Annotated in this window: 24 protein-coding genes; 13 read left to right on the forward strand and 11 right to left on the reverse strand. The window is 72.0% G+C overall.

Annotation, left to right across the window (positions count from 1 at the left end):
• Positions 1 to 129 precede the first annotated feature (129 nt).
• The 3 genes from KVT45_RS15695 (at position 130) to KVT45_RS15705 (ending at position 3,108) form a co-directional block, all read left to right on the forward strand.
• The gene (locus tag KVT45_RS15695) at positions 130 to 786 is read left to right on the forward strand and encodes a phosphatidylserine decarboxylase (protein WP_189266580.1); all 657 of its coding nucleotides are present in this window, start codon (positions 130 to 132) and stop codon (positions 784 to 786) included.
• A gap of 22 nt (positions 787 to 808) precedes the next feature.
• Positions 809 to 1,633 carry a CDP-diacylglycerol--serine O-phosphatidyltransferase gene (gene pssA / locus KVT45_RS15700; RefSeq protein WP_089104116.1) on the forward strand — a complete coding sequence of 275 codons (825 nt, stop codon included), beginning with the start codon at positions 809 to 811 and terminating at the stop codon, positions 1,631 to 1,633.
• Between the two features lie 230 nt (positions 1,634 to 1,863).
• On the forward strand, positions 1,864 to 3,108 hold the full coding sequence (locus tag KVT45_RS15705; protein ID WP_217547897.1) for an alpha/beta fold hydrolase: 1,245 nt from the start codon (positions 1,864 to 1,866) through the stop codon (positions 3,106 to 3,108).
• A 6-nt stretch (positions 3,109 to 3,114) separates the two neighbouring features.
• On the opposite strand, the gene KVT45_RS15710 is transcribed toward KVT45_RS15705, so the two are convergent.
• Positions 3,115 to 4,233, reverse strand: coding sequence for a glycerate kinase (locus KVT45_RS15710; RefSeq protein ID WP_217548246.1), 1,119 nt, complete (start codon positions 4,231 to 4,233; stop codon positions 3,115 to 3,117).
• Positions 4,234 to 4,407: 174 nt separating this feature from the next.
• Here KVT45_RS15710 and KVT45_RS15715 point away from each other — a divergent pair, with 174 nt between their 5' ends.
• From KVT45_RS15715 to KVT45_RS15730, 4 genes are all read left to right on the forward strand, one after another.
• The gene (locus tag KVT45_RS15715; RefSeq protein ID WP_217547899.1) at positions 4,408 to 5,502 is read left to right on the forward strand and encodes an ADP-ribosylglycohydrolase family protein; all 1,095 of its coding nucleotides are present in this window, start codon (positions 4,408 to 4,410) and stop codon (positions 5,500 to 5,502) included.
• Positions 5,499 to 5,993, forward strand: a complete 495-nt coding sequence (locus tag KVT45_RS15720) for an NUDIX hydrolase (RefSeq protein ID WP_217547900.1) — start codon at positions 5,499 to 5,501, stop codon at positions 5,991 to 5,993. The genes KVT45_RS15715 and KVT45_RS15720 overlap by 4 nt, the downstream gene beginning before the upstream one ends.
• 56 nt (positions 5,994 to 6,049) lie before the next feature.
• Positions 6,050 to 6,784: a Sir2 family NAD-dependent protein deacetylase gene (locus KVT45_RS15725; RefSeq protein ID WP_217547902.1), complete on the forward strand. Its 735-nt coding sequence runs from the start codon at positions 6,050 to 6,052 to the stop codon at positions 6,782 to 6,784.
• An 83-nt stretch (positions 6,785 to 6,867) separates the two neighbouring features.
• Positions 6,868 to 7,470: a TetR/AcrR family transcriptional regulator gene (locus tag KVT45_RS15730; protein WP_254646848.1), complete on the forward strand. Its 603-nt coding sequence runs from the start codon at positions 6,868 to 6,870 to the stop codon at positions 7,468 to 7,470.
• Here the strand turns inward: KVT45_RS15730 and KVT45_RS15735 are convergent.
• Positions 7,467 to 8,276, reverse strand: a complete 810-nt coding sequence (locus tag KVT45_RS15735; RefSeq protein WP_217547904.1) for a class II aldolase/adducin family protein — start codon at positions 8,274 to 8,276, stop codon at positions 7,467 to 7,469. The two genes, KVT45_RS15730 and KVT45_RS15735, sit on opposite strands and share 4 nt — an antisense overlap.
• Before the next feature lie 52 nt (positions 8,277 to 8,328).
• Positions 8,329 to 9,870: an aldehyde dehydrogenase family protein gene (locus KVT45_RS15740; protein ID WP_217547906.1), complete on the reverse strand. Its 1,542-nt coding sequence runs from the start codon at positions 9,868 to 9,870 to the stop codon at positions 8,329 to 8,331.
• Positions 9,871 to 10,012: 142 nt separating this feature from the next.
• Here KVT45_RS15740 and KVT45_RS15745 point away from each other — a divergent pair, with 142 nt between their 5' ends.
• From KVT45_RS15745 to KVT45_RS15765, 5 genes are all read left to right on the forward strand, one after another.
• A complete protein-coding gene (locus tag KVT45_RS15745; protein WP_217547907.1) occupies positions 10,013 to 10,984 on the forward strand; it encodes an SMP-30/gluconolactonase/LRE family protein in 972 nt (323 codons plus the stop codon).
• A gap of 82 nt (positions 10,985 to 11,066) precedes the next feature.
• Positions 11,067 to 11,906 carry an SDR family oxidoreductase gene (locus tag KVT45_RS15750; RefSeq protein ID WP_217547909.1) on the forward strand — a complete coding sequence of 280 codons (840 nt, stop codon included), beginning with the start codon at positions 11,067 to 11,069 and terminating at the stop codon, positions 11,904 to 11,906.
• Between the two features lie 53 nt (positions 11,907 to 11,959).
• Entirely contained in the window at positions 11,960 to 13,213 is a 1,254-nt protein-coding gene (locus KVT45_RS15755; RefSeq protein WP_217547910.1) for an amino acid deaminase/aldolase, read from the forward strand.
• A gap of 72 nt (positions 13,214 to 13,285) precedes the next feature.
• The gene (locus KVT45_RS15760; protein WP_217547912.1) at positions 13,286 to 14,557 is read left to right on the forward strand and encodes an MFS transporter; all 1,272 of its coding nucleotides are present in this window, start codon (positions 13,286 to 13,288) and stop codon (positions 14,555 to 14,557) included.
• 53 nt (positions 14,558 to 14,610) lie between these two features.
• Positions 14,611 to 15,954, forward strand: coding sequence for a D-arabinono-1,4-lactone oxidase (locus KVT45_RS15765; RefSeq protein WP_217547913.1), 1,344 nt, complete (start codon positions 14,611 to 14,613; stop codon positions 15,952 to 15,954).
• A gap of 16 nt (positions 15,955 to 15,970) precedes the next feature.
• On the opposite strand, the gene KVT45_RS15770 is transcribed toward KVT45_RS15765, so the two are convergent.
• From KVT45_RS15770 to KVT45_RS15780, 3 genes are all read right to left on the reverse strand, one after another.
• Positions 15,971 to 16,453: a methylated-DNA--[protein]-cysteine S-methyltransferase gene (locus KVT45_RS15770; protein ID WP_217547915.1), complete on the reverse strand. Its 483-nt coding sequence runs from the start codon at positions 16,451 to 16,453 to the stop codon at positions 15,971 to 15,973.
• Positions 16,454 to 16,463: 10 nt separating this feature from the next.
• Positions 16,464 to 17,930 (reverse strand): AlkA N-terminal domain-containing protein, encoded by a 1,467-nt coding sequence (locus KVT45_RS15775; RefSeq protein ID WP_217548250.1) that lies wholly within the window; start codon positions 17,928 to 17,930, stop codon positions 16,464 to 16,466.
• Between the two features lie 94 nt (positions 17,931 to 18,024).
• Complete coding sequence (locus KVT45_RS15780) at positions 18,025 to 18,915, reverse strand: SDR family oxidoreductase (protein WP_217547916.1); 891 nt, start codon at positions 18,913 to 18,915, stop codon at positions 18,025 to 18,027.
• 143 nt (positions 18,916 to 19,058) lie between these two features.
• Here KVT45_RS15780 and KVT45_RS15785 point away from each other — a divergent pair, with 143 nt between their 5' ends.
• Positions 19,059 to 19,946, forward strand: a complete 888-nt coding sequence (locus KVT45_RS15785) for a LysR family transcriptional regulator (protein ID WP_217547918.1) — start codon at positions 19,059 to 19,061, stop codon at positions 19,944 to 19,946.
• Positions 19,947 to 19,985: 39 nt separating this feature from the next.
• Here the strand turns inward: KVT45_RS15785 and KVT45_RS15790 are convergent, their stop codons facing one another.
• The 5 genes from KVT45_RS15790 to KVT45_RS15810 form a co-directional block, all read right to left on the reverse strand.
• Positions 19,986 to 20,432 carry a hypothetical protein gene (locus KVT45_RS15790; RefSeq protein ID WP_217547919.1) on the reverse strand — a complete coding sequence of 149 codons (447 nt, stop codon included), beginning with the start codon at positions 20,430 to 20,432 and terminating at the stop codon, positions 19,986 to 19,988.
• Positions 20,433 to 20,465: 33 nt separating this feature from the next.
• Positions 20,466 to 20,936: an SHOCT domain-containing protein gene (locus KVT45_RS15795; protein ID WP_217547921.1), complete on the reverse strand. Its 471-nt coding sequence runs from the start codon at positions 20,934 to 20,936 to the stop codon at positions 20,466 to 20,468.
• A 126-nt stretch (positions 20,937 to 21,062) separates the two neighbouring features.
• Positions 21,063 to 21,260, reverse strand: coding sequence for a hypothetical protein (locus tag KVT45_RS15800; RefSeq protein WP_089107713.1), 198 nt, complete (start codon positions 21,258 to 21,260; stop codon positions 21,063 to 21,065).
• Positions 21,261 to 21,370: 110 nt separating this feature from the next.
• Positions 21,371 to 24,031, reverse strand: coding sequence for a LuxR C-terminal-related transcriptional regulator (locus KVT45_RS15805; protein ID WP_308310735.1), 2,661 nt, complete (start codon positions 24,029 to 24,031; stop codon positions 21,371 to 21,373).
• 179 nt (positions 24,032 to 24,210) lie between these two features.
• Complete coding sequence (locus KVT45_RS15810; RefSeq protein ID WP_217547922.1) at positions 24,211 to 25,137, reverse strand: YhjD/YihY/BrkB family envelope integrity protein; 927 nt, start codon at positions 25,135 to 25,137, stop codon at positions 24,211 to 24,213.
• Between the last annotated feature and the right edge of the window lie 50 nt (positions 25,138 to 25,187).

Here is a 25,187-nt window from a genome sequence, read left to right on the forward strand (position 1 = left end):
ACCCCGTCAACGGTCTTCGGCCGCCGACTCGTCTTCCTGGCTTGCCCAGTTGTGGCCCCCGACCGGTACGATCCCGGAAAGCCGCCGTCCCCATTTCCTGCGCGGCATCATCCGCTACGAAGGTCATCCATGCCCCACAGCCAAACCTCTGCACATCGAGACAGCCTGGCCGGCGTACGCCTCGCGCGCGGAGCATCGCCGTGGCTTCTCCCGACCGTCGCCACCGCAGCCGTCAGCCTCCTCCGCGCCCGTCGCTCCGGCGCCGCGAAGGCCGTCGCCGTACCCGCCACCGCGCTCGCGGCGGGCATGCTGTGGTTCTTCCGCGACCCCGAGCGTGAGATCGCCCAGGGCCGTGTCATCTCGCCTGCCGACGGTGTGGTGCAGAGCATCATGCCGTGGAAGGACGGACGCACCCGCGTCGCCATCTTCATGAGCCCGCTCAACGTCCACGTCAACCGCGCGCCCCTCTCGGGCCAGGTGACGTCGGTGGAGCACATCCCCGGTGGCTTCGTTCCCGCCTTCAACAAGGAGAGCGAGAACAACGAGCGCGTAGTCTGGCATTTCGACACCGAACTCGGCGACATCGAGATGATCCAGATCGCCGGCGCGGTGGCCCGCCGTATCGTGCCCTACGTCCCGCAGGGCACGAAGGTCGAGCAGGGCGACCGCATCGGGCTGATCCGCTTCGGCTCGCGCGTCGACATCTACCTGCCCGAGGGCGTGGAGGTCGCGGTCGAGGTCGGCCAGAAGACCGTGGCTGGGGTGACTCGCATTGACCGTGATTGATCCTGAGACCCAGGCGGGCTGGGTGCCCGAGGCCGACGAGATCGGCGAGGACGAGGAGGAGATGCCCCTCTCTCTGCGCCTCTCGATAGCGGACACCCTGACCCTCGGCAACGCCACGTGCGGCTTCATGGCGGTGTACTTCACCACCACCGGCATCCTGATCCCGCACCTCACCGGGGACGACCAGTCGGCCGGCATGGCGCGCCACAGCGCCGCCACCGCGGTGATCCTCATGCTCTGCGCGGCGGTCTTCGACCTGTTCGACGGCCTGGTCGCGCGGAAGCTGCGCTCCTCCCCCATGGGCGCCGAGCTGGACAACCTCTCCGACCTGATCAGCTTCGGCCTCGCGCCGGCGTACTTCGTGCTCGTCTACGGCATGGTCGCCGACGACGCGTACCAGAAGGTGGCCGCGGTCGGAGCGGTCGTCGTGCTGCTCGCGGTGGTGCTGAGACTCGCGCGCTTCTCGTGCGTGACGCCGACGAACGGCATGTTCCAGGGCATGCCGAGCCCCTTCGGGGCGCTGACCGTCGTCTCGATCGTCCTCCTCGAGCTGCCGTTCTTCGCCACGCTCCTCGCGATCCTCGGCACCGCCTGGCTGATGGTGAGCCGGGTCGAGTACCCGAAGCCGCGCGGCCGCCTCGCCGGGGCGATGCTGGCCTGGATCGTGCTCTCGATGGGCCTCCTGGCCGCCTGGGCCTTCGACGCCCCCGGTGGTCAGCTGCTCCTCCAGACCGGCTGCGCGCTGCAGCTGGTGATGGGCGCGGTGATCCCGCTGTTCGCCACGGCCCGCCGGGTGAACAACTTCCGCGACAACAGGCGCGAGGCGCGGGCGGCGCAGCTGCCCTGACCCTCGTCACGAAGCGAAACGGGTGTGGCCCGAGCCTCGAAGGCTCGGGCCACACCCGTTTCGCGTTCAAGGGCATACGGCCTTGGCCTTTGACCGGTCAACCACCCCTGGCCGGGGCTGAGTTGCGCAGGGCGAGACAGGGGAGGACGGTGGAATTGGGCTGAATTTTACGGTGGTTTGTCCCTATTCGGGGATGGGGATTGCCTCTCTTTTCGGGCAGGAGGACACCCATGGCCTCACTCACGGTCAAAGACCACTCCGTGCCGCACATCTCGACGATCCCGATGATCCCCGCGAACCCGGGCCAAACGGTGCAGCTGTTCGTGCGCGAGTACCGGAAGAACGGTGGACCCCAGCCACCTCCCGTGTTGATGCTCCACGGCCGGAGCGTGCCCGCGGTCGCGGGCTTCGACCTCGTGATCCCCGGTTCCGGCGGCTCCGACATCCGCTACAGCTGGGCACAGCAGCTGGCCCAGCACGGCTTCGACGTGTTCATGATGGACCTGCAGGGCAGCGGGCGGACGCCAAGGCCGCTGCCGATGGACACACCCTGCAATACCAATCCGGCCCAGCAGGAGTCGGTCCTCGTGCCCAACCCGCTCTCGGCCAGATGCGCACCCCCGTACGGGCACCAGCTCGGCAACTCCGAGAGCGAGGAGGCGGAGGTCGACACGGTGGTCAAGTTCATCAAGGCCCAGACCGGTACGACCGGTCCGATCGACTTCGTCGCATGGTCCGCCGGCGCCCTTGTCATGGGCCCCTACACCCTCAAGCACCCGGAGAACGTCAAGAGCCTCTTCCTGCTCGCCCCGATCTTCCCGCCCAAGGGCCGCTGGTCAGGCGACGCCACGAATCCGTTCGGACGTCCGTCGGAAGCGGCGACACTGCCCATGTCCACGCCGGCCCTCACGTTCGGCTTCCCGATGCACGTCGCCAGCAAGACCGGTTTCAAGATCGGCTGGGACAAGGAGCAGGCCAGCCCGCTCCAGCGGGAACCCGACATGGGAGACATCGTGTGGGACGCGATGATGGCCAACGACCCCCTGGGCAGCACCTGGGGACCGATACCGCCGGGGGGCACCGCCGAGGGCGTCCTTCGGTACCGGAACACCTACTGGTGGGGCTGGAACAACCACACCGTTCCGCTCAAGGACGCCGCGGGCAAGTACATCCTCGGTGACCGGGTGCCCGTGATGATCGTCTACGGCGAGACGGACCGGTCGGCCAACACCCCGCCGATCCCACCGCTGCCGGACATCCTGACGTTCTCCGTCCCGGGCCTGTACAAGGCGATCCCGGGACCGAAGAAGCTGATGTTCGAGCTGGCCGACGCGGGACACTCCGTGGTCTGGGAGCGTCCCGCCAAGGTCGTCCACCACATGTCGATGCAGTGGTTCGACAAGCACCGGGTGGAGGACCAGACGAGCGGCAGCTTCTACCGGGACGACGACGGACTGCTGACCCAGCTGGAGTAGCCCCGCTCAGCTCAGGAAATCCCGCGCGATCTGCTCGGCCACCCGCTCCAGGATCGGCCCGGCGTCCGCGATGCACTTCACCACGTCGGGTTCGACCTCGGTCAGCGGGTAGGCACGGCGGATACCGGCCCGGCCGAGCGCCGCCGGCGGCAGGGCGAGGCGGCCGCACACCGCCACGACCTCCTTGCCCGCGGCGCGCGCCGCGGCCGCCACCCCGGCCGGCGCCTTCCCGTGCAGGGTCTGCTCGTCCAGCGAACCCTCGCCCGTGATCACCAGCGACGCCCGCTCCAGCGCGGGCGCGAAGCCCAGGACGTCGAGCATCACCTCGATACCGGGCCGGAAGCGGGCACCGAGCAGCAAGGCTCCGTATCCGATGCCTCCGGCTGCCCCCGCACCCGGCGCGGTCGCGTACTCGACGGCACGCGGGCCGGCCTCGGCCTCCAGGACCTTCGCGAAGTGGGTCAGCGCCTCGTCCAGGGCCGCCACGTCGTCCGGCGAGGCCCCCTTCTGCGGGCCGTACACCGCAGGTGCGCCCTTCGGGCCGGTGAGCGGGTTGTCGACGTCGCTGGCGAGGACGAGATCGACGGCGGACAGGCGCGGGTCCAGGCCGGACAGGTCCACGCGGGCCAGGTCGGCGAGGCCGCCGCCGCCCGGCGGAACCGGCTCGCCTTCCTCGTCCAGGAACCGCGCCCCGAGCGCCGACAGCATCCCGGCGCCGCCGTCGGTCGTGGCGCTTCCCCCGACCCCGAAGACGATGGTGCGCGCACCCGCGTCCAGCGCGGCCCGCAGCAGCTCTCCTGAGCCGTACGTGGAGGCCGTCAGGGGCGCGAAGACACCGCGGGGCAGCCGCTGCAGGCCGCTCGCCTCGGCCATCTCCACGACCGCGGTGTCGCCGCGCAGCGCGAACGCGGCGGTGACCTCCTGCCCCAGCGGCCCGGCGACCTCCCGCTCGTGCCGTTCGAATCCGGCCGCGACGGCCGCGGCCACCGTGCCGTCCCCGCCGTCCGCGACGGGCAGCGCCTCGACGTCGACGCCGGGCACGACCCGCCTGAGCCCCGCCGTGACCCGCTCGGCGACCTGCACGGCCGTCAGCGAGCCCTTGAACTTGTCCGCGGCGATGAGCACGCGCTGAGTCACCTGTATCCCCTTGCTCTCCGGGCCTCGCGCACGTCAAGGCCAGTCGCGCCGCTGTGACCTTAACCGGAGGACAGCCTCCCCGTCATGCCCCGCCCGAAGCCTGGGAAGGGGCTGGGAACAGGCTGGGAGGGCAGGGCGCCCGAAAACGGGTAGACCTCAGCCATGAGCAGTCTGGGTCCCGAGTTCGCCGACCGTGTGCTGGGCGGCTGGCTCGGCCGGATCGCGGGCAACATGCTCGGCAAACCGGTCGAGCGGGGCGATCTGTGGACGCGTGAGCGCATCGACGGCTACCTGCGGCGGGCCGCCGCCCTGCCGCTCGGCGACTACCTCCCCGAGCCCGCCGACGAGAGCGACGCCGGCGCGCTGCGCCCCGAGTGGCGGCAGTGCGTACGCGGCCGCGTCCACGGCAGCTGCCGCGACGACGACGTCGACTACGCGATCCTCGGCCTGCACCTCCTGGAGACCCACGGCTTCGGCTTCAGCACCGAGCAGGTCGGCGAGCTGTGGCTGCAACGGCTGCCGTACCTCCAGACCTTCACGGCGGAACGGGCCGCCTACCGCAACCTCGTCAACGGGCTGAAACCGCCCCTCACCGCCACTTACGACAACCCCTACCAGGAGTGGATCGGCGCCCTGATCCGTGCCGACGTCTTCGGCTGGACCTGCCCCGGCGACCCGCGCCGGGCCGCCGCCCTGGCCCGCCGCGACGCGGTGCTCTCCCATTCGGGAAACGGGGTGTACGGCGCGATGTGGGCCGCCGCGCTGGTCTCGGCGGCGTTCACCGCGCCGACGGTGCGGCAGGCGGTCGACACCGCGCTCACCGTCGTACCGGCGGGCTGCCGCCTCGCCCGGACCGTGCGCCGGGTGGTCTCCCTGTACGAGACCCGGCTGAGCTGGGAGGAGACCCTCGCCACCGTCTCCGACGAGACGGCCGGTCTCGGCTGGATCCACGTCGTCCCGAACGTGGCCGTCCTCACCGCGGGGCTCCTCCACGGCGACGGCGACTTCACCCGGACCATCGCCCTCACCGTGCGCGGCGGCCTGGACACCGACTCCAACGGCGCGACGGCGGGCTCGGTGGCCGGGGTACTGACCGGCGCGAGGGCCGTCCCGGACCAGTGGAAGGCCCCCCTTGAGGACACGGTCCGCAGCGCCGTCTTCGGCTTCGACGGGGCCCGCATCAGCGACCTGGCGGAGCGCACTGTGCGCCTCGCCCGGACGAACGCGGAGTCCGCACTGGCTACTCTTCCCGAGTGACCACGACTGACGCATACGCCGAGTACATCGCGAGCCTTCCCCGGATCCTCGCCGGGGCCGCCGCGCTCATCCGGGACGCCGAGGGACGGGTGCTGCTCGTCGAGCCCAACTACCGGGAGGGCTGGGCCCTGCCGGGTGGAACCGTCGAGTCCGACGACGGGGAGACCCCGCGCCAGGGCGCCCGCCGGGAGACCCTGGAGGAGATCGGCCTGGACCGCGAGATGGGCCGGCTGCTGGCCGTGGACTGGGTGCACGGCACGGGCCGGCCGCCGATCGTCGCCTATCTGTACGACGGCGGTGTCGTCTCCGCCGCCGACCTGAAGGCGATCCGCCTCCAGGAGGAGGAGCTGCTGTCCTGGCGGCTGGTCCCCCGCGCGGAACTCACCGCCCATCTGCCGGGCTCGCTGGGCCGCCGCGTCCTGGCCGCACTGGACGTCCTGACCGAGGGCTCGGGCACCGCCGAGCTGGAGAACGGCCACCGGGTGGACTGAGCGGCCCGCCGAAATCCGCTCGCCGCCCGCACCGGGCCCGCCCTACCCTCGAACACATGACCAAGCCCCTCGTCGCCATCCTCAGCGGCGCCGGCATCTCGACCGACTCCGGGATCCCCGACTACCGCGGCCCGAACGGGCTGTGGCGGAAGGATCCCGAGGCCGAGAAGCTCGTGACGTACGAGTACTACATGGGCGACCCGGAGATCCGGCGCCGGTCCTGGCAGATGCGGCGGAAGAACCGGACGCTGAAGGCCGAGCCGAACACCGCGCACCGGGCCGTCGCCGAGCTGGAGAAGTCGGGGACACCCGTACGGGTGATCACGCAGAACGTGGACGGGCTGCACCAGCTCGCCGGGATGCCCGCCCGCAAGGTGCTCGAACTGCACGGCTCGGCGCGCAGTGTGGTGTGCACCAAGTGCCATGCCCGGGGGCCGATGGCGGACGCGATCGCCCGCGTCGAGGCCGGGGAGGAGGACCCGCCGTGCCTGGAGTGCGGGGGCATCCTCAAGTCGGCGACCGTCATGTTCGGCGAGCGCCTCGACCCGGACGTCCTCGGTGAGGCCCTCGCCATCAGCCAGGCGTGCACGGTGTTCATCGCCGTCGGCAGCAGCCTCCAGGTCCAGCCCGCCGCCGGCCTCGCCGGTGTCGCCGCCGACCACGGGGCACGGCTGATCATCGTCAACGCGGAGCCGACGCCGTACGACGACCGGGCCGACGAGATCCTCCGCGAGCCCATCGGCACCGCCCTGCCGAAACGGCTGCGTGAACTGGGCGGCGAGACCGGCTGACACCGGATTTTGGTCAACCGTCCAAGACGCTGCGATAGCATGGGTGGCACACGCATTCGTTCTCGAAACAGAAGGCGAGCCAGATGTCCCGGATGGCAGCGAAGGACCGACGCGAGGAGCTGATCGCGGCGGGGTTTCGGGTGATGATCCGCGAGGGAGTCGCGAAGGCGACCACACGGGCCATCGTCAACGAGGCGAAAATGCCGCTGGGCGTCTTCCACTACTGCTTCAACTCGCGCGAGGAACTGCTTCAGGAGGTCCTCACCCGCTTCACCGACGCCACGGTGGCCACCGCGCGGAAGACGTTCGAAGGGGAGGGCGACCTCGGCTCGCGGATCACCAAGAGCCTGAGCGCCTTCTGGGGCACTGTCGAGCTCAGTCCGGGAGAGCACCAGGTCAGCTACGAGCTCACGCACTACGCCCTGCGCCAGGCCGGGTTCGAGGACCTGGCCCGGCGCCAGTACCAGCACTACCGGGAAGTCCACCAGGAGCTCCTGGAGGAGGTCGCCGAGGCCGCGGGCATCGAGTGGGCCGTGCCCGTTCCGGTGCTGGCCCGCTACCTCAACGCGGTGCTCGACGGCATCACTTTGAGCTGGCTGGTCGACCGCGACAGCGAGCACAGCCGCGAGGTCCTGCGCCTGACCGGCGAACACCTCCTGACGCTGGCCCGCCCGCGAGCGGCCTAGTCGAACAGGTCGGGCTGTTCCGCGGTGATCTGGTCCCAGAGCGGACGGAACTGGAACCAGCCCGGCAGCGGACCGGAGATCTGGTCGCGGACCATCCGCGCCGTCTCGGGGTCGATGAGCGTGGGCTCTCCGGCGGCCATGGCCAGCAGCTGGGCCTGGCAGGACCGTTCCATGGTGATGAAGTACCAGGCCGCCTCGGCGACGGACGCGCCGACCGTGAGCAGTCCGTGGTTGCGCAGCACGACGGCCTTGCCGTCGCCCAGGGCCGCGCCGATGCGCCGGCCCTCCTCGGTGTCGTTCACCACGCCCCGGTAGTCCGAGTAGATGCCGTGGTCCTCGTAGAAGGCGCAGGCGTCCTGGGTGATCGGTGCCAGCGGGACGCCGAGGCTGGAGAAGGCCTTGCCGTGCACGGAGTGGGTGTGCGCCGCCGCGACCACCTCGGGCCTGGCCCGGTGCACCTCGGAGTGGATGCAGAACGCGGCGTTGTTGACCGGGCGCCTGCCTTCCAGGAGCGTGCCGTCGTGGTCGACGAGGATCAGGTCGGAGACGCGGATCTGGCTGAACGACATGCCGAAGGGGTTGACCCAGAACGCCGACGGGTTCTCGGGGTCACGGGCCGTGATGTGGCCGGCCACGCCCTCGGAGAAACCGAAGCGGGCGAACAGGCGGAAGGCGGCGGCGAGTTCCTGCTTGCGCACCTCGCGCTCCTGCTCGAAGCTCAGGTTCTGCTGGGGCAGCGGCAGGGAGACGCCTTCGGGCAGGGTGGCGACGGAAGCGTGTGACGTCGCTTCGGGGGTCATGGTCATGGTCTGGCCCTCTCGTGAACTGCGGGTTCGTCAACTGGGGGTTCGTGCAGCGCTAGTCGGCGCGGCCGCGCAGGCCTCTGCCGTACATGACGTCCACCAGGCGGAGGAGGAACCGGTAGGCCGAGGGCTCGTACGGGATCATGTGCATGTCCCGGCGCATCGGGAACCGGTTCGCGCTGATGGCCTGGAGCCGGGTGTACTTGAGGAATCCCTCGGCCCCGTGACGGACCCCGAGGCCCGACTCCTTCCAGCCGCCCATCGGCAGGCCCAGGGCCATGTAGTTGGTCTGGGCGTCGTTGATGGTGACGCATCCGGCCTCGAACCGTTCGGCGAGGCGGCGGGCGCGTTTCATGTCCGACCCGATGATCGAGGCCTGGAGCCCGTACGTGCTGTCGTTGACCAGCCGGAGGGCCTCCTCGGCGTCGGCGACCTTCATCACGGGCAGCGTGGGGCCGAAGGTCTCCTCCCGCATGCACTTCATGGTGTGGTCGACGTCGACGAGCAGCGTGGGTTCGAAGAACCGGCCGGGTCCGTCGGAGGCCCGTCCGCCGACGAGTACGCAGGCTCCCTTGCGCACGGCGTCCTCGACGTGGTCCTTGATGACCGCCAGTTGGGGCGGGAAGGTGACGGCGCCCACGTCGACGCTGCCGAGCCCGGCCGGCCGGCCCGAGGTGACCTGCTGGAACCGTTCCCGCAGCAGGGTGAGGTACGCGTCGTACACCGGCGCCTCGACGTAGACCCGCTCCACCGAGGTGCACATCTGCCCGCCGTTGGACAGGGCCCCCTGGATCGTGACGTTGACGGCCCGCTCCAGGGCGGCGTCGGACAGGACGACCAGGGCGTCCTTGCCGCCCAGCTCCAGTGAGCAGGGGATGAGGCGTTCGCCCGCCCGGGCCGCGACCTGGCGGCCGGTCCTGGTCGATCCGGTGAACATGACGAAGTCCACGGTGTCCACGACCGCGCGCCCGGTGGCCCCCGCGCCGGTGACGACCTGGAAGACGCGCTCGGGCCAGTCGCACTCGCGGGCCATCCGCTCCATGGGCAAAGCGGTGGGCGGGGGCTGTTCGGAGGGCTTGAGGGCGACCGCGTTGCCTGCGGCGAGCGCGGGGACGGCGTCCCCGAAGGAGTTGAGCAGCGGGTTGTTCCACGGGCCGATGACTCCGACGACCCCGCGCGGCACCCTGCGCGTGTACATGCTGCGGCCGAGGACGAAGGGCGAGAGGGAGCGGACCCTCGTCGGTGCGAGCAGGCCGCGGGCCTGCTTCGCCCAGTAGGCGAAGGCGGCGGCGCAGTAGACGATCTCGACGATCGCGTCCTCCCGCGCCTTGCCGTTCTCCTCGACGATGCGGTCGGCGACCTCCTCCCGGTGGGCCAGCAGCCAGCGGCGGGCGCGCACGAAGAACTCGGCGCGCGCCCGGGTGTCCAGCCCGGCCCAGCCCCGCTGCGCCCGCCGGGCGCGCTCCACCGCCCGCGCCACCTCTTCCGCGGACGTGTCGGGCACCTCGCCGACCACCGCTCCGGTGGCGGGGTCGTCCACCGCGATGCGCGCCCCCACCGGAGGGCCTTCTGCGACGAGGGATTGATTCTGGGTCACGAAAACTCCCCACCGGAACGTTGACTTCTCTTCACTCAGAATGAGACGGTCGCCCGTACAAGTCAAGCGTCTTGTACAAGCGTCCAAGTCGTGGGGAGAGGCGCTGAACCCTCTCGGTCCCGCGTCCTGAAGGAGCGGTCGGATGAAAAGGACGGCATCGGTCGCACTGAGCGGCCTGGGCGTTCCCGAGTCCCTGCGCTGGCATCAGGGAGCCCTGTGGTTCTCGGATCTCGCGCACGGCACGGTGCACCGATGGGACGGCGCCGGAGAGCCGGAGACGGTGCTGAAGGTCCCCGGCCGGGCGGGCGGACTCGGCTGGCTGCCCGACGGCCGCCTGCTCGTCGTCTCCATGGACGGTGGCTGCGTGTACCGCCTGGAGGCCGACGGCGAGCTGGTCGAACACGCCGACCTGCGCCACATCGTCGGCGGTCCGGTCAACGACATGCTCGTCGACCCCGAGGGGCGCGCCTACGTCGGCAACTTCGGCTTCGACTATCACGCCCACTCACGCGAGCACCCGAACTCCATGCTCTACGCGCCGCCCGGCCCGCCGAGAGCGCCGATCGCCTGCCTGGCACCGGACGGCAGCCTGCTCGCACTGACCGAGCCCCTGCTCTTCCCGAACGGGACACTGCTCAGTCCCGACGGCACAAGCGTGATCGTGGCCGAGAGCCTGGCCATGCGGCTGACCGCCTTCTCCAGGAACCCCGACGGCTCCCTGACGGATCCGCGACCGTGGGCGCCCCTGATCTCACCGCTCCTGTGGCGCCTCGTGAACCACCCGGGGACGGCCGGCCGCATCACCCGCAGGGTCTCGGCGCTCCTGGACCACCCCGCCGTCTCGAAGCGCTCCTCGTCCCCGATCGCCCCGGACGGCATCGCATGGGACGCCGACGGTACGTCGATATGGGTCGCGAACGCCCTGCGCGGCGAATGCGTGCGCATCGCCCCCGGCGGCCGCGCCATCGAGCGGGTCGCCACGAGCCAGCACACCCTGAGCTGCCTGATGGCCGGGCCCGACGGGCGCACCCTCTTCGCCGCCACCGTCCCGACGGACGACCCCGTCCGCGCCGCCGAACTCAACGGCGGCCGTGTCGAGCTGGTGCGGATGTGAGCCCCGAAGTCCCGAAGTAACAATTCGCGTGAATCCGATCTGAACAATTGACTTGGACAGTTGACCAGGAGAGCCTGTGGCCATGTCCCAAACATCCGAGAAGAGCCGGGTCATCCTCGTGACCGGCGCGGCCGGCGGCATCGGAGCCGCCATCGCGGAACTGGCGATCGCGCGCGGCCATCGCGTCATGCTGACCGATGTGGACGAGGGCGCCGTCCTGAGCCGGGCCCGTGCCCTCGGCGAACGCGCCGCCGCCCACGCCCTGGACATCCGCTCCCCCGAGGAGTGGAGCCGGGCCTACGACGCGGCCCAGGCCCGCTTCGGGGTCGTCGACGTGCTGGTCAACAACGCCGGCATCACCCACACCGGGAACGCCCGCGATCTCCGCCCCCAGCAGCACCGCGACATCGTCGAGATCAACCTGCTCGGGACCGTCACAGGGGTCTGCACGGCGCTTGAGCGCATGACCGCGCAGGGCCACGGTCACATCATCAACGTCTGCAGCATGACGTCGTTCCTGCCGCTGCCCGGATACGCCACCTACGGCGGCACGAAGCACGGACTTCGCGCCTTCCACCACAGCGTCGCGATAGAGGAACGCGACGGACCGGTGGACTTCACGATCGTCCACCCGCCGTCCACCCGGACCGGCATGCTCGTCCAGGAGATGGCCGACCCCACCTCCGCCATCGCCTTCGCGGAGAAGTCGTACGCCCCGGAGCAGATCGCCGAGGCCGTCGTCGACGCGGTCACGAGCAGGCCGGTCGAAGTGGTGTTCCCGCCGTTCGCCGGCCGGGTGCAGCGGATCGTCGGAGTCCTCCCCGGGCTGATGCGCCGGGTCATCCCCGTCGTCGAGGCCAGAGGCCGGCGGCAACGGGCACGGATGCTCTCCGCTCCGGGGATCCCGTCATCCGGGAACTGAGGGGGCTTTCCCCCGACCGCTCTTCGAACGAACCTCCCAGAAAGGGTGCGGATATGAGCACGCACGTCACGTTCCGGCAGGACGTCAAAGGGGCCGCAGCCGCTGTCAGCGGGCCGGACCAGGACCGGATGATCCAGCTGAACCGGGCCACGGAACACCTGGACCCGCCTTTCGCCGTGGTGGACCTGGACGCCTTGGAGGGCAACGCCGCCGATCTGGCCCATCGGGCGGCCGGCCGGGCGACCATCCGGCTGGCCAGCAAGTCGGTCCGCAGCCGCGAGCTGATCGGGCGTGCCGTCCGGCGTCCGGGGTACAGGGGAATCCTCGCCTTCACGCTGCCGGAGGCCCTGTGGCTGGCCGAGGACCACGACGACGTGGTGATCGGGTATCCCACGACGGACCGCACCGCGCTGCGGCGGCTCGCCTCGGACGAGCGCGCGGCCGCACGCGTCACCCTCATGATCGACTCGGTCGGCCAGCTGGACTTCGTGGACGAGGTGGTGGGCACCTCCCGCCCCGACATCCGCGTCTGCATCGATCTGGACGCCTCGCTGGAACTGGCCGGAGGCCGCATCCACCTGGGCCCGTACCGGTCGCCCGTGCACTCCCCGCGGCAGGCCGCCGCACTCGCCCGCGCCGTCCAGGACCGGCCCGGATTCCGGCTGGCCGGGCTCATGTCCTACGGGGGCCAGATCGCCGGCCTGGGCGACAACCAGCCCGGGTCGCTGCTCAGGCGGGCCGCGATCCGCACCATGCAGCGCCTCTCCGCCGCCGAACTGGCCGACCGGCGCGCGGCGGTCATAGCCGCCGTGGAGGCCGTGGCACCGCTGGAGTTCGTCAACGGCGGCGGTACGGGCTCCATCGAACAGACCTCCGCCGAACACGTCATCACCGAGATCGGTGCCGGATCAGGGCTCTACGGGCCCGGGCTCTTCGACTTCTACCGGCGTTTCCGCCCCCGTCCCGCCGCCTTCTTCGTCATGTCCGTCGTGCGCCGCCCGAGCGCCAGGATCGCCACCGTGCTCGGCGGCGGCTGGATCGCCTCCGGCGCGCCCGGCCTCGACCGTCTGCCCACCCTGACCTGGCCGCACGGCCTGCGCCTGAACCCCAGGGAAGCGGCCGGCGAGGTCCAGACACCGGTCCTGGGCGCCGCCGCGCACGGACTGCGGCTCGGCGACCACGTGTGGTTCCGGCACGCCAAGGCCGGCGAACTGTGCGAACGCGTCAACACGCTGCACCTGGTGTCCGGCGCGGAGATCGTCGACGAGGTCGCGACCTACCGGGGCGAGGGACACGCCTTCCTGTGAGCCGTTCCTGAACCCTTCCTGAGCCGTTGCCGGACAGGCCCGTTTCCGCTCCCCGGATCCCCCGGAGGCCGTATGCCCACTGAATTCCACCCACCGGCCCCGGTGCCGACGGCCGCCGCCGCGACCGATGCCGGCCATGCGCCGACCGATCCCGTCTCCCGTGGCTGGATCACCCTGTTCGGCCTGGTCTGGTTCGGCTACTGGATGGCGAGTCTGGTCCCCCTGCAACTGCTGCTGCCCCAGCAGCTGGAGATCATCGACCCGGCCTCCAAGGTCCAGAGCTTCGCCGTCGTCAACGCCCTCGCCGGACTGGTCTCACTGATCGCCCTCCCGGTGTGCGGAGCGCTGTGCGACCGCTCCCGGAGCCGCTTCGGACGACGCAGGCTCTGGCTCGCGGGCGGTGCGCTGTCCTTCGCGGCCGGGCTGGCGATCACCGGGGAGCAGACGACGGTGACCGGCGTGACCCTCGCGTGGTCGGCGAGCATGGTCGGCCTCAGCGCCGCCACCGCCGGGCTGACCGCCATGATCGCCGACCGCGTCCCCGTCGACCAGCGCGGCGTGGTGTCCAGCACGATCTACGGACCCCAGTCCCTCGGCGTGGTGACCGGCATCGCCCTCGTCTCCGCGTTCGCGCTGTCCCCCGCGAGCAGCTACCTCGTCGTCGCGGCCCTGCTGGTCGTCTGCACCGTGCCGTTCCTCGCGCGCTTCCGTGACACCACGTACGACTCCGAGCCCGCGCTGCGGCTGCGCACGCTGCTCACCTCCATGGGCCGCTCGCTCAGGAACCGGGACTTCGCCTGGGCGTTCGGCGGACGGCTGTTGGTCAACCTGGCGAACTCGCTGGGCGTCTGTTACACCCTCTACTTCCTCACCGACGACCTGAAGGTCCCCGATCCGGCCGGCAGCCTTCTCGCCTGTACGGCCCTGTACCTCCTGGCCGGTGTCCTGGCCAGCTCCGTCGTCGGGGTGCTCTCCGACCGCCTCGGCAGGCGACGGATCTTCGTGGCACTGGCGGCGCTGCTCCAGGCGGCCGCGGGTTTCCTGCTGGCGAGCTTTCCCGACTTCGGCGTCACGCTGATCGCGTCAGCCGTCATGGGCGGCGGTTTCGGCGCCTACATGGCCGTCGACCAGGCTCTGATCACCCAGGTCCTGCCGGATGCCGAGAGCCGGGCCCAGGACCTCGGGATCATGAACATCGGCACGATCGTCCCGCCCGCCCTGGCCCCGCTGATCGCCAGCTTCGTCATCACCTCCGACCGCGGCTATCCGCTCCTGTTCTCCTGCGTCGGCGTGGCCGCGAGCGTGGGGGTCCTGCTCGTGTACCGCGTTCGGTCCGTCAGATAGCGGCGCCGGCCCACTCCTCACCCGACCCGACACCCCAAGAAGGAAGGAAAGCCGTGGACACCCTCCGCTCCGACGCTCCCCGGCACAGAGCGAACCCGAAGCCGGACACCTGGCGGAACTGGGCCGGGAACGTCACCGCCCACCCGGCCCGGGTCGTCTCCCCCACCTCGGTGGCGGAGCTGCGCGCCGTCGTACGCCAGGCGGCCGAGGACGGCCTGCCCGTGAAAGCGGTGGGCAGCGGCCACTCCTTCGCCACCGCCGCCGCCACCGACGGCGTGCTGATCCGCCCCGACCGGCTCAGCGGCATCCGGGCGATCGACCGGAAGGCCGGCACCGTCACCGTGGAGGCGGGCACCCGGCTCAGGACGCTGAACACGGCTCTGGCCGGGCAGGGCCTGTCGCTCACGAACATGGGCGACATCATGGAACAGACCGTGGCCGGCGCCACCAGCACGGGCACCCACGGCACCGGGCGCACCTCGGGTGCCATCTCCGCACAGATCCGTGGCCTGGAGCTGGTGACGGCGGACGGCTCGCTGGTGAGGTGCTCGGCGACGGAGAACCCGGAGGTGTTCGCGGCGGCGCGCGTCGGACTCGGCGCCCTGGGCGTCGTCAGCTCGCTCACCTTCGCCGTCGAGCCGCTCTTCCTCCTCGCCGCTCACGAGGAACCGATGACGTTCGACGAGGTCACCGGGGCATTCGACGAACTCCACGCCCACAACGACCACTTCGAGTTCTACTGGTTCCCGCACACGGACAACTGCACCACCCTGCGCAACAACCGGACCGTGGGCCCGCATGCACCGCTGGGTCGGCTCAAGGCGTGGTTCGCGGACGAGTTCCTCTCCAACAACGTCTTCCAGGCGCTCAGTTCCGTGGGCCGGGCCGTTCCCGCCGCCGTCCCGGCGATCGCGCGGATCACCAGCCAGGGCCTCTCGGCCAGGACCTACACGGACATCCCCTACAAGGTCTTCACCAGCCCGCGCCGGGTCCGGATGATCGAGATGGAGTACGCCGTCCCGCGCGCGGCCGTCCTCGACACCCTCCGCGAACTCAAGACCATGGTCGAGCGCTCGGATCTGCGCATCGGCTTCCCGGTCGAGGTCCGCACCACCCCCGCCGACGACATCACCCTCTCCACGGCATCCGGACGCGACAGCGCCTACATTGCCGTCCACGTGTACCGGGGCACGCCTTGGCGGCGGTATTTCGCCGAGGCGGAACGCATCTTCGTCGCGCACGAGGGGCGCCCGCACTGGGGAAAGCTCCATACCCGGGAAGCCGCCCACTTCGCGAGCGTATATCCCCGATTCGACGAGTTCAGGGCGCTGCGCGACCGGCTCGACCCCGACCGGCGCTTCAGCAACGCCTATCTGCGCCGGGTGCTCGGCGACTGATCCGGTCGCCGGGCTGTCAGAAGAGGCCCGCTCCCCGTTCGAAGTCCAGCAGCCGCTGCTTGCGGGGCAGGCCGCCGCCGTAGCCGGTGAGGCTGCCGTTGGCGCCGATGACGCGATGGCAGGGCACGATGATGCCGATCGGGTTCTTCCCGTTGGCGAGGCCGACCGCGCGGGAAGCCTGCGGATTGCCCAGGGCTTCGGCCAGTTCGCCGTACGACCGGGTCTCTCCGTAGGGGATCAGGCGCAGCTGCTCCCAGACGCCGCGCCGGAACGGGGTGCCGTTCAGGCGCAGTTCGAGGGTGAACTCCTTCAACTCGCCCGCGAAGTAGGCGGTCAGCTGTTCCTCGGCCTCGGCGAAGAGGTCGTCGTCCCGGTCGCCGAAGGTCTCCTCGGGCGGGCGGTGCCGTTGGTCCTCCATGTAGAGGCCGCAGAGGGTGCCGTCCTCGGCGACCAGGGTGAGGGGGCCGTAGGGGCTGTCGGTCACGGTGTGGTTCTTCACGGCAATGTCCTTATACGGGCAGGAAGTTGATCGGGTGGCTGTCGGTCGCCCACAGATACTGGACGGCGTAGGCCCGCCAGGGGCGCCAGGCCGCCGCGCGTGCGGTGAGGGCGGCCGGGGTGCCGGGCAGGCCCAACTCCTGGGCGGCGCGCCGGATGCCGAGGTCGGTGGGGAGGAAGGCGTCCGGGTCGCCGAGGGCGCGCATCGCGATGACGTCGACGGTCCAGGGGCCGAAGCCGGGGAGGGCGAGGAGCTTGGCGCGGGCCTCCGCCCAGTCGCTCTCCACGCCCAGGTGGAGGGTGCCGTCCGCGAGTTGGCCGACCAGGGTGGTGAAGGTGGTGCGGCGGGTGCGGGGCATCGCCAGGGAGTCCGGGGGCACCTCCGCGAGCGCCTCGGGGGACGGGAAGAGGTGGGTGAGGCCGCCCTCGGGGTCGTCCACCGGGGTGCCGTGGGCGGTGACCAGGCGGGCCGCGTGGGTGCGGGCGGCCGCCGTGGAGACCTGCTGGCCGAGCACGGCCCGGACGGCGAACTCCGCCTCGTCGACCGTGCGCGGCACCCGCCGCCCGGGCGCCTTGTCGACCAGCGGCGCCAGGAAGGGATCCGTGCGCAGCCGGTCGTCGACGGCGACCGGGTCGGCGTCCAGGTCGAGCATCCGCCGGCACCGGCTGATGGCGACGGGCAGGTCGCGCAGGTCGCTGAGGGTGAGCCGGCAGGCGATGTGGTCGGGCTTCGGGGCGAGCGCGGCGATGCCGTGGCCGTACGGCAGCCGCAGGGTCCGCCGGTAGGCGCCGTCCCGCCACTCCTCGACGCCGGGTACGGCGGTGGCCGCGAGGTGGCCGAAGAGGTTGTCGGGGTTGAGGGGGGCGCGGAAGGGCAGGCGGAGGGTGAGTGCGCCCGGGGCGTGATGCGCCGACTTGGGGCGGCGGTCGCGCAGTTCGCTCGGGGAGAGGGCGAAGACCTCGCGGACGGTGTCGTTGAAGGTGCGGATCGAGGAGAAGCCGGCCGCGAAGGCGATCTCCGCCATCGGCAGGGCGGTCGTCTCGATCAACAGGCGGGCGGTCTGGGCGCGTTGGGCCCGGGCGAGGGCCAGCGGGCCGGCGCCGAGTTCGGCGAGCAGCTGGCGCTCCACCTGCCGGGGGCTGTAGCCGAGGCGGGCGGCGAGGCCGGGTACGCCCTCGCGGTCCACGACCCCGTCGGAGATCAGCCGCATGGCGCGGGCGACCAGGTCGGCGCGCTGGTTCCACTCCGGGGAACCGGGGCTGGTGTCGGGACGGCAGCGCTTGCAGGCCCGGAACCCGGCCTGCTGGCAGGCGGCCGCGCTCGGGTAGAACGTCATGTTCTCGGGTTTGGGCGGTACCACCGGGCAGCTGGGCCGGCAGTAGATGCGGGTGGTCAGGACGGCCGTGAAGAACCAGCCGTCGAACCGCGCGTCCTTCGACTGCACGGCCCGTACGCAGTGCTCGCGGTCTAGGTGCATCCCTTTCTGCATGGGTCCAGCATCGGCCACCGGGTGTGGCCGATGCTGGCGGAAATCCGACACGAAGGTGGGCTGACCTGAGGCCCGGGCGGGCTCAGCCGAAGTAGTGGTCCTGGTCGAGGTCGGTCAGCAGCCCCGGCTGCGCGGGCCGCCAGTCGTACCGCTCGCGGGTGGCGGCGCCGGATGTGGGGTTGTCGTTGCCGACGAAGGCCGCCATCCAGCCGAAGTGGTCGGACGCCTCCTCCCGTGCGAGGGACACGACCGGCACGTCGAGGCGGCGGCCGATGACCTCGGTGATGCCGCGGAGCGGGACGCCCTCGTCGGCGACCGCGTGCAGCACGGCCCCGGCCGGAGCCGTCTCCATGGCCTTGCGGTAGAGGGTGGCGGCGTCGAGACGGTGCACGGACGACCAGCGGTTGGTGCCGTCCCCCACGTAGGCGGCGACACCCTTGTCGCGGGCGGCGCCGATCAGGAACGGGACGAAGGCGTGGTCGCCTGCTCCATGCACCTGAGGGAGCCGGATCACCGACACCCGCACCCCGCGGTCGGCCAGGGCCAGGGCGGAGCGTTCCGCCTCGGCCCGGTGGGCGCCGGGGCCCGCGGGGTCGGGCGTGTCCTCCTCGGTGCCGAGGCGGCCCGGGGCGAGGAGGCCGGTCACGGAGGTGACGACCAGGGGCCGTCCGGACTCGGCGAGCGCGTCACCGAGGGCCTTCAGCACGTCGAGTTCGGTACGGAGAGCGCCGGGCATGTCGGAGAAGTCATGGTTGTACCCCGTGTGGACCACCCCGTCCGTCGCATCCGCCGCGATCCGCAGCCCGTCGACGTCGTTCAGGTCGCCCCGGTGCACCTCCGCCCCCACCTCCTTCAGGGCCGCCTCGGCCGCGTCCGAGCGGGCGAGGCCTAGCACCTGGTGGCCGGCGCCGAGCAGTTCGCGGACCACCGCGCTGCCGATGAACCCGGTGGCGCCGGTGACGAACACACGCATGACGAATCACCTCACGAGAGTGAATGTGCTGGGATGACTCCAGCGTGCGCCCGGCCCGGGCCCCGGGTCCAAGACCTGTTCCGCACCCGGTGATGCCTGTCCGGTCATGACCGCAGATCACGGGGCGGGAGTAGAGTCGACGGGTGCCCGATTCCCTCGTACCGCCGGTGGACCTGGAGCTGCGCCTGGTGCGCTACTTCACCGTGGTCGCCGAGGAGTTGCACTTCGGTCGCGCGGCCGACGCACTGCATCTCGCCCAGCCGTCGCTGAGCCGTCAGATCCGGCGTCTGGAGCGCCAGTTGGGCGCCCGGCTGCTCGACCGCACACCGCGCGGGACCCGGCTCACCGAGGCCGGGGCGGTCTTCCTTCCCCAGGCCAGGGAGCTGCTGCGGACGGCGGGCCGGGCCGCCGCGAGTACGCGCTCGGCGGCCGCGCACGGCACGTTCACCGTCGGCTACACCACCAACATGATCGTCACCCCGGCCGTACGCGAGCTGCGCCACCGCCACCCGGCGGCCGACGTCCGTACCCTGCACGTGGACTGGAACGAACCTCGGGACGCGCTGCTGGACCACCGGGTCGACGTGGTGGTGACCCGGTTCCTGTTCTCCGCCGACGACCTGGACATCACGGTCCTCTACGACGAGCCGCGCGTCCTCCTGGTGCCGCTCGGCCACCGGCTGGCCGGCAAGGAGTCGGTCACCCTCGCCGACTTCGCCGACGAGCCGCTCCCCCGCTTCACCGGCGCCGACCGGATCGGGGCGAATCCCCCCGGCCACACCAACCTGGGCCCCGTGGTGGAGACGCTGGAGGACAAGCTGGAGCTGGTCGCGAGCGGTGAGGTGGTGTCCCTGGCGCCGGCCGGGTTCCGCGGCAACGTGCGGCCCGACATCACCCCCGTCCCGGTCGAGGACGCCGACCCCGTCCAGGTCGTGCTGGCCACGCGCGCCGGCGACCGCCACCCCCTGGGCACGGCGTTCCGCCGCGCGGCCGAGGCCCATCTGGTGCCGGACGTGCGGGACCCGGTGTGACCGGAGTCCCGCACGCGGGGTAGGGACGGGCCTGGCCCGTCAGCCCAGGTCCGTGCCCGTATCCGCCGAGTCGTCGCCGCGCGCCACGCACAGCGCCCAGATGATGAACCCGGACAGCGCGATCATCACGACGGACCAGACCGGGTAGTACGGCAGGGACAGGAAGTTGGCGATGATCACCAGCGCGGCGATGGCCACACCGGCGCCGCGTGCCCACGCGGCCGGCTGGAAGAGGCCGATGCTGACGACCACGGCGATCACGCCCAGGACCAGATGGATCCAGCCCCAGCTGGTGAGGTCGAACTTGAACACGTAGTTGGGGGTCGTGACGAAGACGTCGTCCTGGGCGATCGCCATGATGCCCCGGAACACCGCGAGCAGGCCGGCGATGAGGAGCATGACGGCGGCGAAGGCGGTCAGTCCTCCGGCCCACGCCATCTTGGCGGTGTGCTGGTGCGGGTGGTGCGCGGGATGTGTCGCGGTCATGGGGCTGCCTCGATTCGTTCTCGGAGGGGGTGCTCAGCGCCCGTGGGCGGTGGGCACCGAGCCGGAGCGCTCGGCCGGCCCGTAGTCGCTCAGGACGAGTGCCTTGGCCTTGCGGAACTCCTCGTCCGAGATGTCACCGCGGGACTTCATCTCGGAGAGCTTCGCCAGTTCGTCGACGCTGCTGGTCTGGCCGGGGCCGCCCGTGGCGGTCTGCCGGATGTACGACTCGAACGCCTTCTGCTGGTCGCGGGCCTGGGCGATCTCCCGCTGCCCCATGCCCTTGCCGCGGGCGATCACGTAGACGAGGACGCCCAGGAAGGGGACCACGATGCAGAGGGCCAGCCAGCCGGCCTTGGCCCAGCCGCCCATCGAGTCGTCGCGGAAGATGTCCACGATGACCCGGAACAGCAGGACGAGCCACATGATCCACAGGAAGAGCCACAGCATCGTCCAGAAGGCGCTCAGCAGCGGATAGTCGTATGCGAGGTAGGTCTGCGCGCTCATGTACGTCCTCCGTCCACGGCGCCGGCCGGTCGGCCGCGCCCTGCCGTCCCAGCGTGCGCACGGCGAGCCCCGGGGTTCCTCACCCGGTGCGGGTGATCGTGCGCCGCTCCTGCGACCGCGCGCCTGTCACTCCGGCAGGCGCCGCATCTCCACGACCCGCAGCCCCAGTGACAGACAGCGGTTCAGCAGGCCGTACAGATGCGCCTCGTCGACGACGGGGCCGAACAGGACCGTCTCGCCGGACATCGTCACGTGTTCCATCTCCGGGAAGGCCCGGGTCAGCGTCTCCGACATGGTCCCTTCGACGCGGATCTCGTAGCGCATGAGCCGTCTCCCGCCGCGGGTCTGCTGCGGTCTGTCCCGTGATCCTGCCCCCCGCGGCCGCCCGCCGGCCTCACCCGGCGCAGGTGAACCGGGGCCGATGCCGGCAGCGGTCACAGCAGCCCGCGCTCGCGGGCCCGGCGCACCGCGTCACCGCGCCGGCCCACGCCGAGTTTCCGGTAGATGCTCTTGAGGTGCGTCTTCACCGTGTTCACGGAGACGTACAGATCGGCGGCGATCTCCTGTGTGGACATCATCTGCGCCAGCCTGCCGAGCACCTCGCGCTCACGGCCGCTCAGCTCCTCGACGAGCAGCGGCGGGGAGTCGGCGCCGGGGCCGTCGCCGTAGAGCCAGGCCGCGGCCAGGCCGTGCAGCGGCGGGGCGTCCAGGAGGCGGCGGATCCCCGGCCCGGCGTCGAGGAACGGGCGCCGCAGCCGGTCCCGGCGCGCCTCCAGGAGGGCTCTGGCGAGCAGCTTGCGGGCGGTGCCGGTGTCCCCCGCCTCGGCCGCGGCGCGGGCCCGCACCAGGGCGGCCCGGACCGTGACCCCGGGGCCGGTCCGGCCTTCCGTGCACAGCCGCCCGGCCGTCTCGACGGCTTCCTCACGGTGGCCGGCGGCGAGCCGTGCCCACGCGACCTCCGCGGCGCACACGGGTCCGCCGGGGCGCTCGATCCCGTCCAGCACCTCGGCGGCCCGGCCGGGCCGGCCCTCGGCGAGCAGGACGGCCGCTGCGGCCAGGGCCGCGTTGGCCTCGGCCCAGGGCGAGGGCACCTGCGTCCGTACGGCCGGGTCGGCCGCGTGCGCGGCGGCAGCCGGGTCACCGAGGGCAAGGTGCAGCCGGCCCGTCACCAGGGCGCGGTACGCCTCGGTCACCGGGTCGGGCACGCCGGGGCCGGGGCCGTACTCGGCGGCCTCGGCCAGCAGGGCCCGGGCCCGCCCCAGCTCGTCGCGGTCGACGGCCACGGCGGCCAGCACCAGCTGTCCGAGCCCGGCGCCGGGGAACGGGCGTCCGCCGCAGTGCCGCGTCGCGTCCGTCGCGGCCAGGGCCCGGCTCTCCGCGCGGTCGGGCCGGCCGTCGAAGTAGTCGATCAGTGCCAGATGCCCGAGACAGTCCTCCCGGGGCAGTTCGGTCAGGGCGTCACCGGGAAGGTCGGCCACCTCGGTCAGGGCGGCGCGCGCCGCGTCGAAGTGCCCGGCCCACACCCGGGCCGAGCCCAGATGGGTGAGGAGCAGGGCGGTGAGCTCGGGATGCTTGGCGAGGAGCTGGGGCGGCACCTCGCGGCGCAGTCGCGCGGCCTCGGACACCGCCTGCTCGGCGCGGTCCGGGGAACCGGTCAGCCTGGCCGCGAGGGATTCCAGGAGCACGCAGCTCAGCCGGCCGGCGGCGGTCGCACCGGCGGCCAGGCTCTCCTCGGCGCGGCCGAGGTGGGCCAGGCCGTGATCGAGATCGTGCTCGGACAGCTCGCGGGCCGCGCGCACCAGGTCCACGGCCGCTCCGGTGGCCTCCGGGCCCATCCCGGAGAACAGCCCGGTGAGGTCGTCGGCGCGCAGGCCGGTGAGGAGCCGGCCGATCGCCAGGTCGTCGACGAGGACGCCTGCGGTGCACTCCCAGTCGGCCGCCGCCGCGCCGTGGGCCAGCGCCTCGGGCACCGCGCCGTGGGCCCGCAGCCACCGGGCGGCGCGCCGGTGCAGTTCGGGTTCGAGCCCCGGGGAGTGCGCCCGCAGATGGACCCGGAGGATCTCCCCGAACAGCGGATGGAGCCGGTACCAGGAGTGTCCGAGGTCCTCGACGAAGGCGTTCTGCCGGCACAGCCCGGCCAGCAGCGGCCCGGCGTCCGGGCGGCCCGTCAGCGCCTCCGCCAGCTCGGGGCCGAACCGGTCCAGGACGCTGACGCGCAGCAGCAGGTCCTGCGTCTCGGGCGGCTGCCGTCCGACCACCTCGGCGAGGAGGAAGTCGGCGATGGTGCTGTGGCCGGCCTCGAACTCCTTCAGGTACGTCTCCGGATCCGTGCTCTGCTGGGCGGCCAGGGCGCTCAGGCGCAGTCCGGCCGCCCAGCCCCGGGTGCGCTCCACCAGGGCGCGGGCGGCGTCGGCGGGCAGCCGCAGGCCGTGCCGGGCCAGCAGGTCGGCCGCCTCCTCGGGGGTGAAGGCCAGCTCCTGGTTCCTGATCTCGGTCATGGCCGCCGCGGCCCGGTAGCGGTGCAGGGGCAGCAGGGGTTCGGTGCGGGTGACGAGGATCAGGCGCAGCCCCCGTCCGGCGTGGTGGAGGACGAATTCCAGCTGCTCGGCCGTCTCCGGGGCGGCCAGCCGGTCGAACTCGTCGAGGACGAGGATCGCGGGCCGGTCGCGTCCGTTCAGCTCGTCGGCGAGGCGGGCCAGCAGCCGGTGGTCCACCATGCGGACGCCCCCGGGAGAGCCGCCGATTCCGGCGGGCAGCGGTGTTCCGGCGGTGTGCAGGGCGTGCAGCACATAGGCCCAGAACATGCCGGGTCCCTGGTCGCCCGCCTCGTTGGTGAGCCAGGCGACCGGTTGGCCGAGCCCGGCCGCCCAGTCGGCGACGAGGAGGGTCTTGCCGGCTCCGGCGGCGCCGTTGACCATGGTCAGCGGGGTGTCGAGGGCCTGGTCGAGGTGTGCGGTCAGCCTGGGTCTGCGGACGAAGGTGGCGGGTCTGGCCGGCACGGCGAACCGGGTGCGCAGAAACGGCTCCCCCAGTGGATCGGCGTACCCGACGGCCGGTCCCCGTGTGCTGTCCTCCCTCGCGGCCACAGAGATCACCTCCCGGGTCCGGTCGGCCGTGGTCGGCACTCCACCCGATCAGGATCCCAGTGTTGGTGCCGCCGTGCAGGGCACGCGGTGGGGCCTGCGGCCCGTCGCCGGTCCCTCGGCGGCCGGTGGTCGTCCCGCCGCCCCTCCGCCCGGGCGCCCCGCCGTCCCGACGCCTTGGCGCCCCGGCGTCAGGACGTCCGCGGGTCCGGGTCCCGGCCGGGCGGCGGGCTGCCGAGGCGGGTGGCGAGGAACGGCTCCTGGGCGAGGACCGCTCCGGTGCTGACGCTGACGGTCCCGGCCAGGCAGACCACGATCAGCCAGGACAGCAGCACGAACACCGAGCCCACGGGGCCGTACTCGGCCACGGTGCGGTCGAGCGTCCGCGGCAGGTACAGCCGGGCGGTCGCGGTCAGGGCGGTGAGGGCGGCCGCCGTGAGCAGGGCGCCGGGCAGCAGAGGTCGCCAGCCGATCCGGCCGCCGAGGAGCAGGTGCTGCGTCCACCACCACAGGCCGGTCTGGCAGCCGAGGGTGACCGGGACGCCCAGCCAGATACCCAGGCCGAAGCCGTTGTACAGCGTGCCCTGCACGAGCAGGGCGCCGATCCACAGGCCGAGCCAGGCCACCCAGCGCCAGGGGGCGACCCGGATGCCGCCCCGGGGGATCTCCCAGGCGCGTTGGCACAGCCGCTGCACGGCCCGGCTGACGGCGGTGGCCGAGATCAGCACCATGAGTCCGCCGACCACGCCCGTGGTCTGCCGCAGGCTCTCGTTCGGGGGCTGCATCAGCTGCTGGACTCCGGTGTCGACCGGGCCGGTCAGTCCGAACACCGAGCGCATGGAGCGGAGCAGCTGGTCGCGGACGACCGGTGGGGCGTAGGCGGCGAAGACGAAGAGCAGCGGAACGGCGGTGAGGAAGCACTGGGCGGCCAGGCGGGTGGCGGTGTCGAAGATGTTCACGGACACCATGCGGTCCGCGAGGTGCGTGACGACGGGGAACCGGGTCTCCGCCCGCCGGTGCGCGGCCTTCGCGGCGGCGACCAGGCGTGCGGTCCGCTCGCGCCACCGGGACACACCGAACCGGGACCCGCTGTGCGGCCTCCGCCCGCTGGTCGGCATCGCCTGCTCCTTTCCCTGCCGTCCAGGGTGCGGGGCGGGCGGTGCGGCGG

The sequence above is a fragment of the Streptomyces sp. GbtcB6 genome, from assembly GCF_019091475.1.
GTDB classification, from domain to species: domain Bacteria; phylum Actinomycetota; class Actinomycetes; order Streptomycetales; family Streptomycetaceae; genus Streptomyces; species Streptomyces hyaluromycini.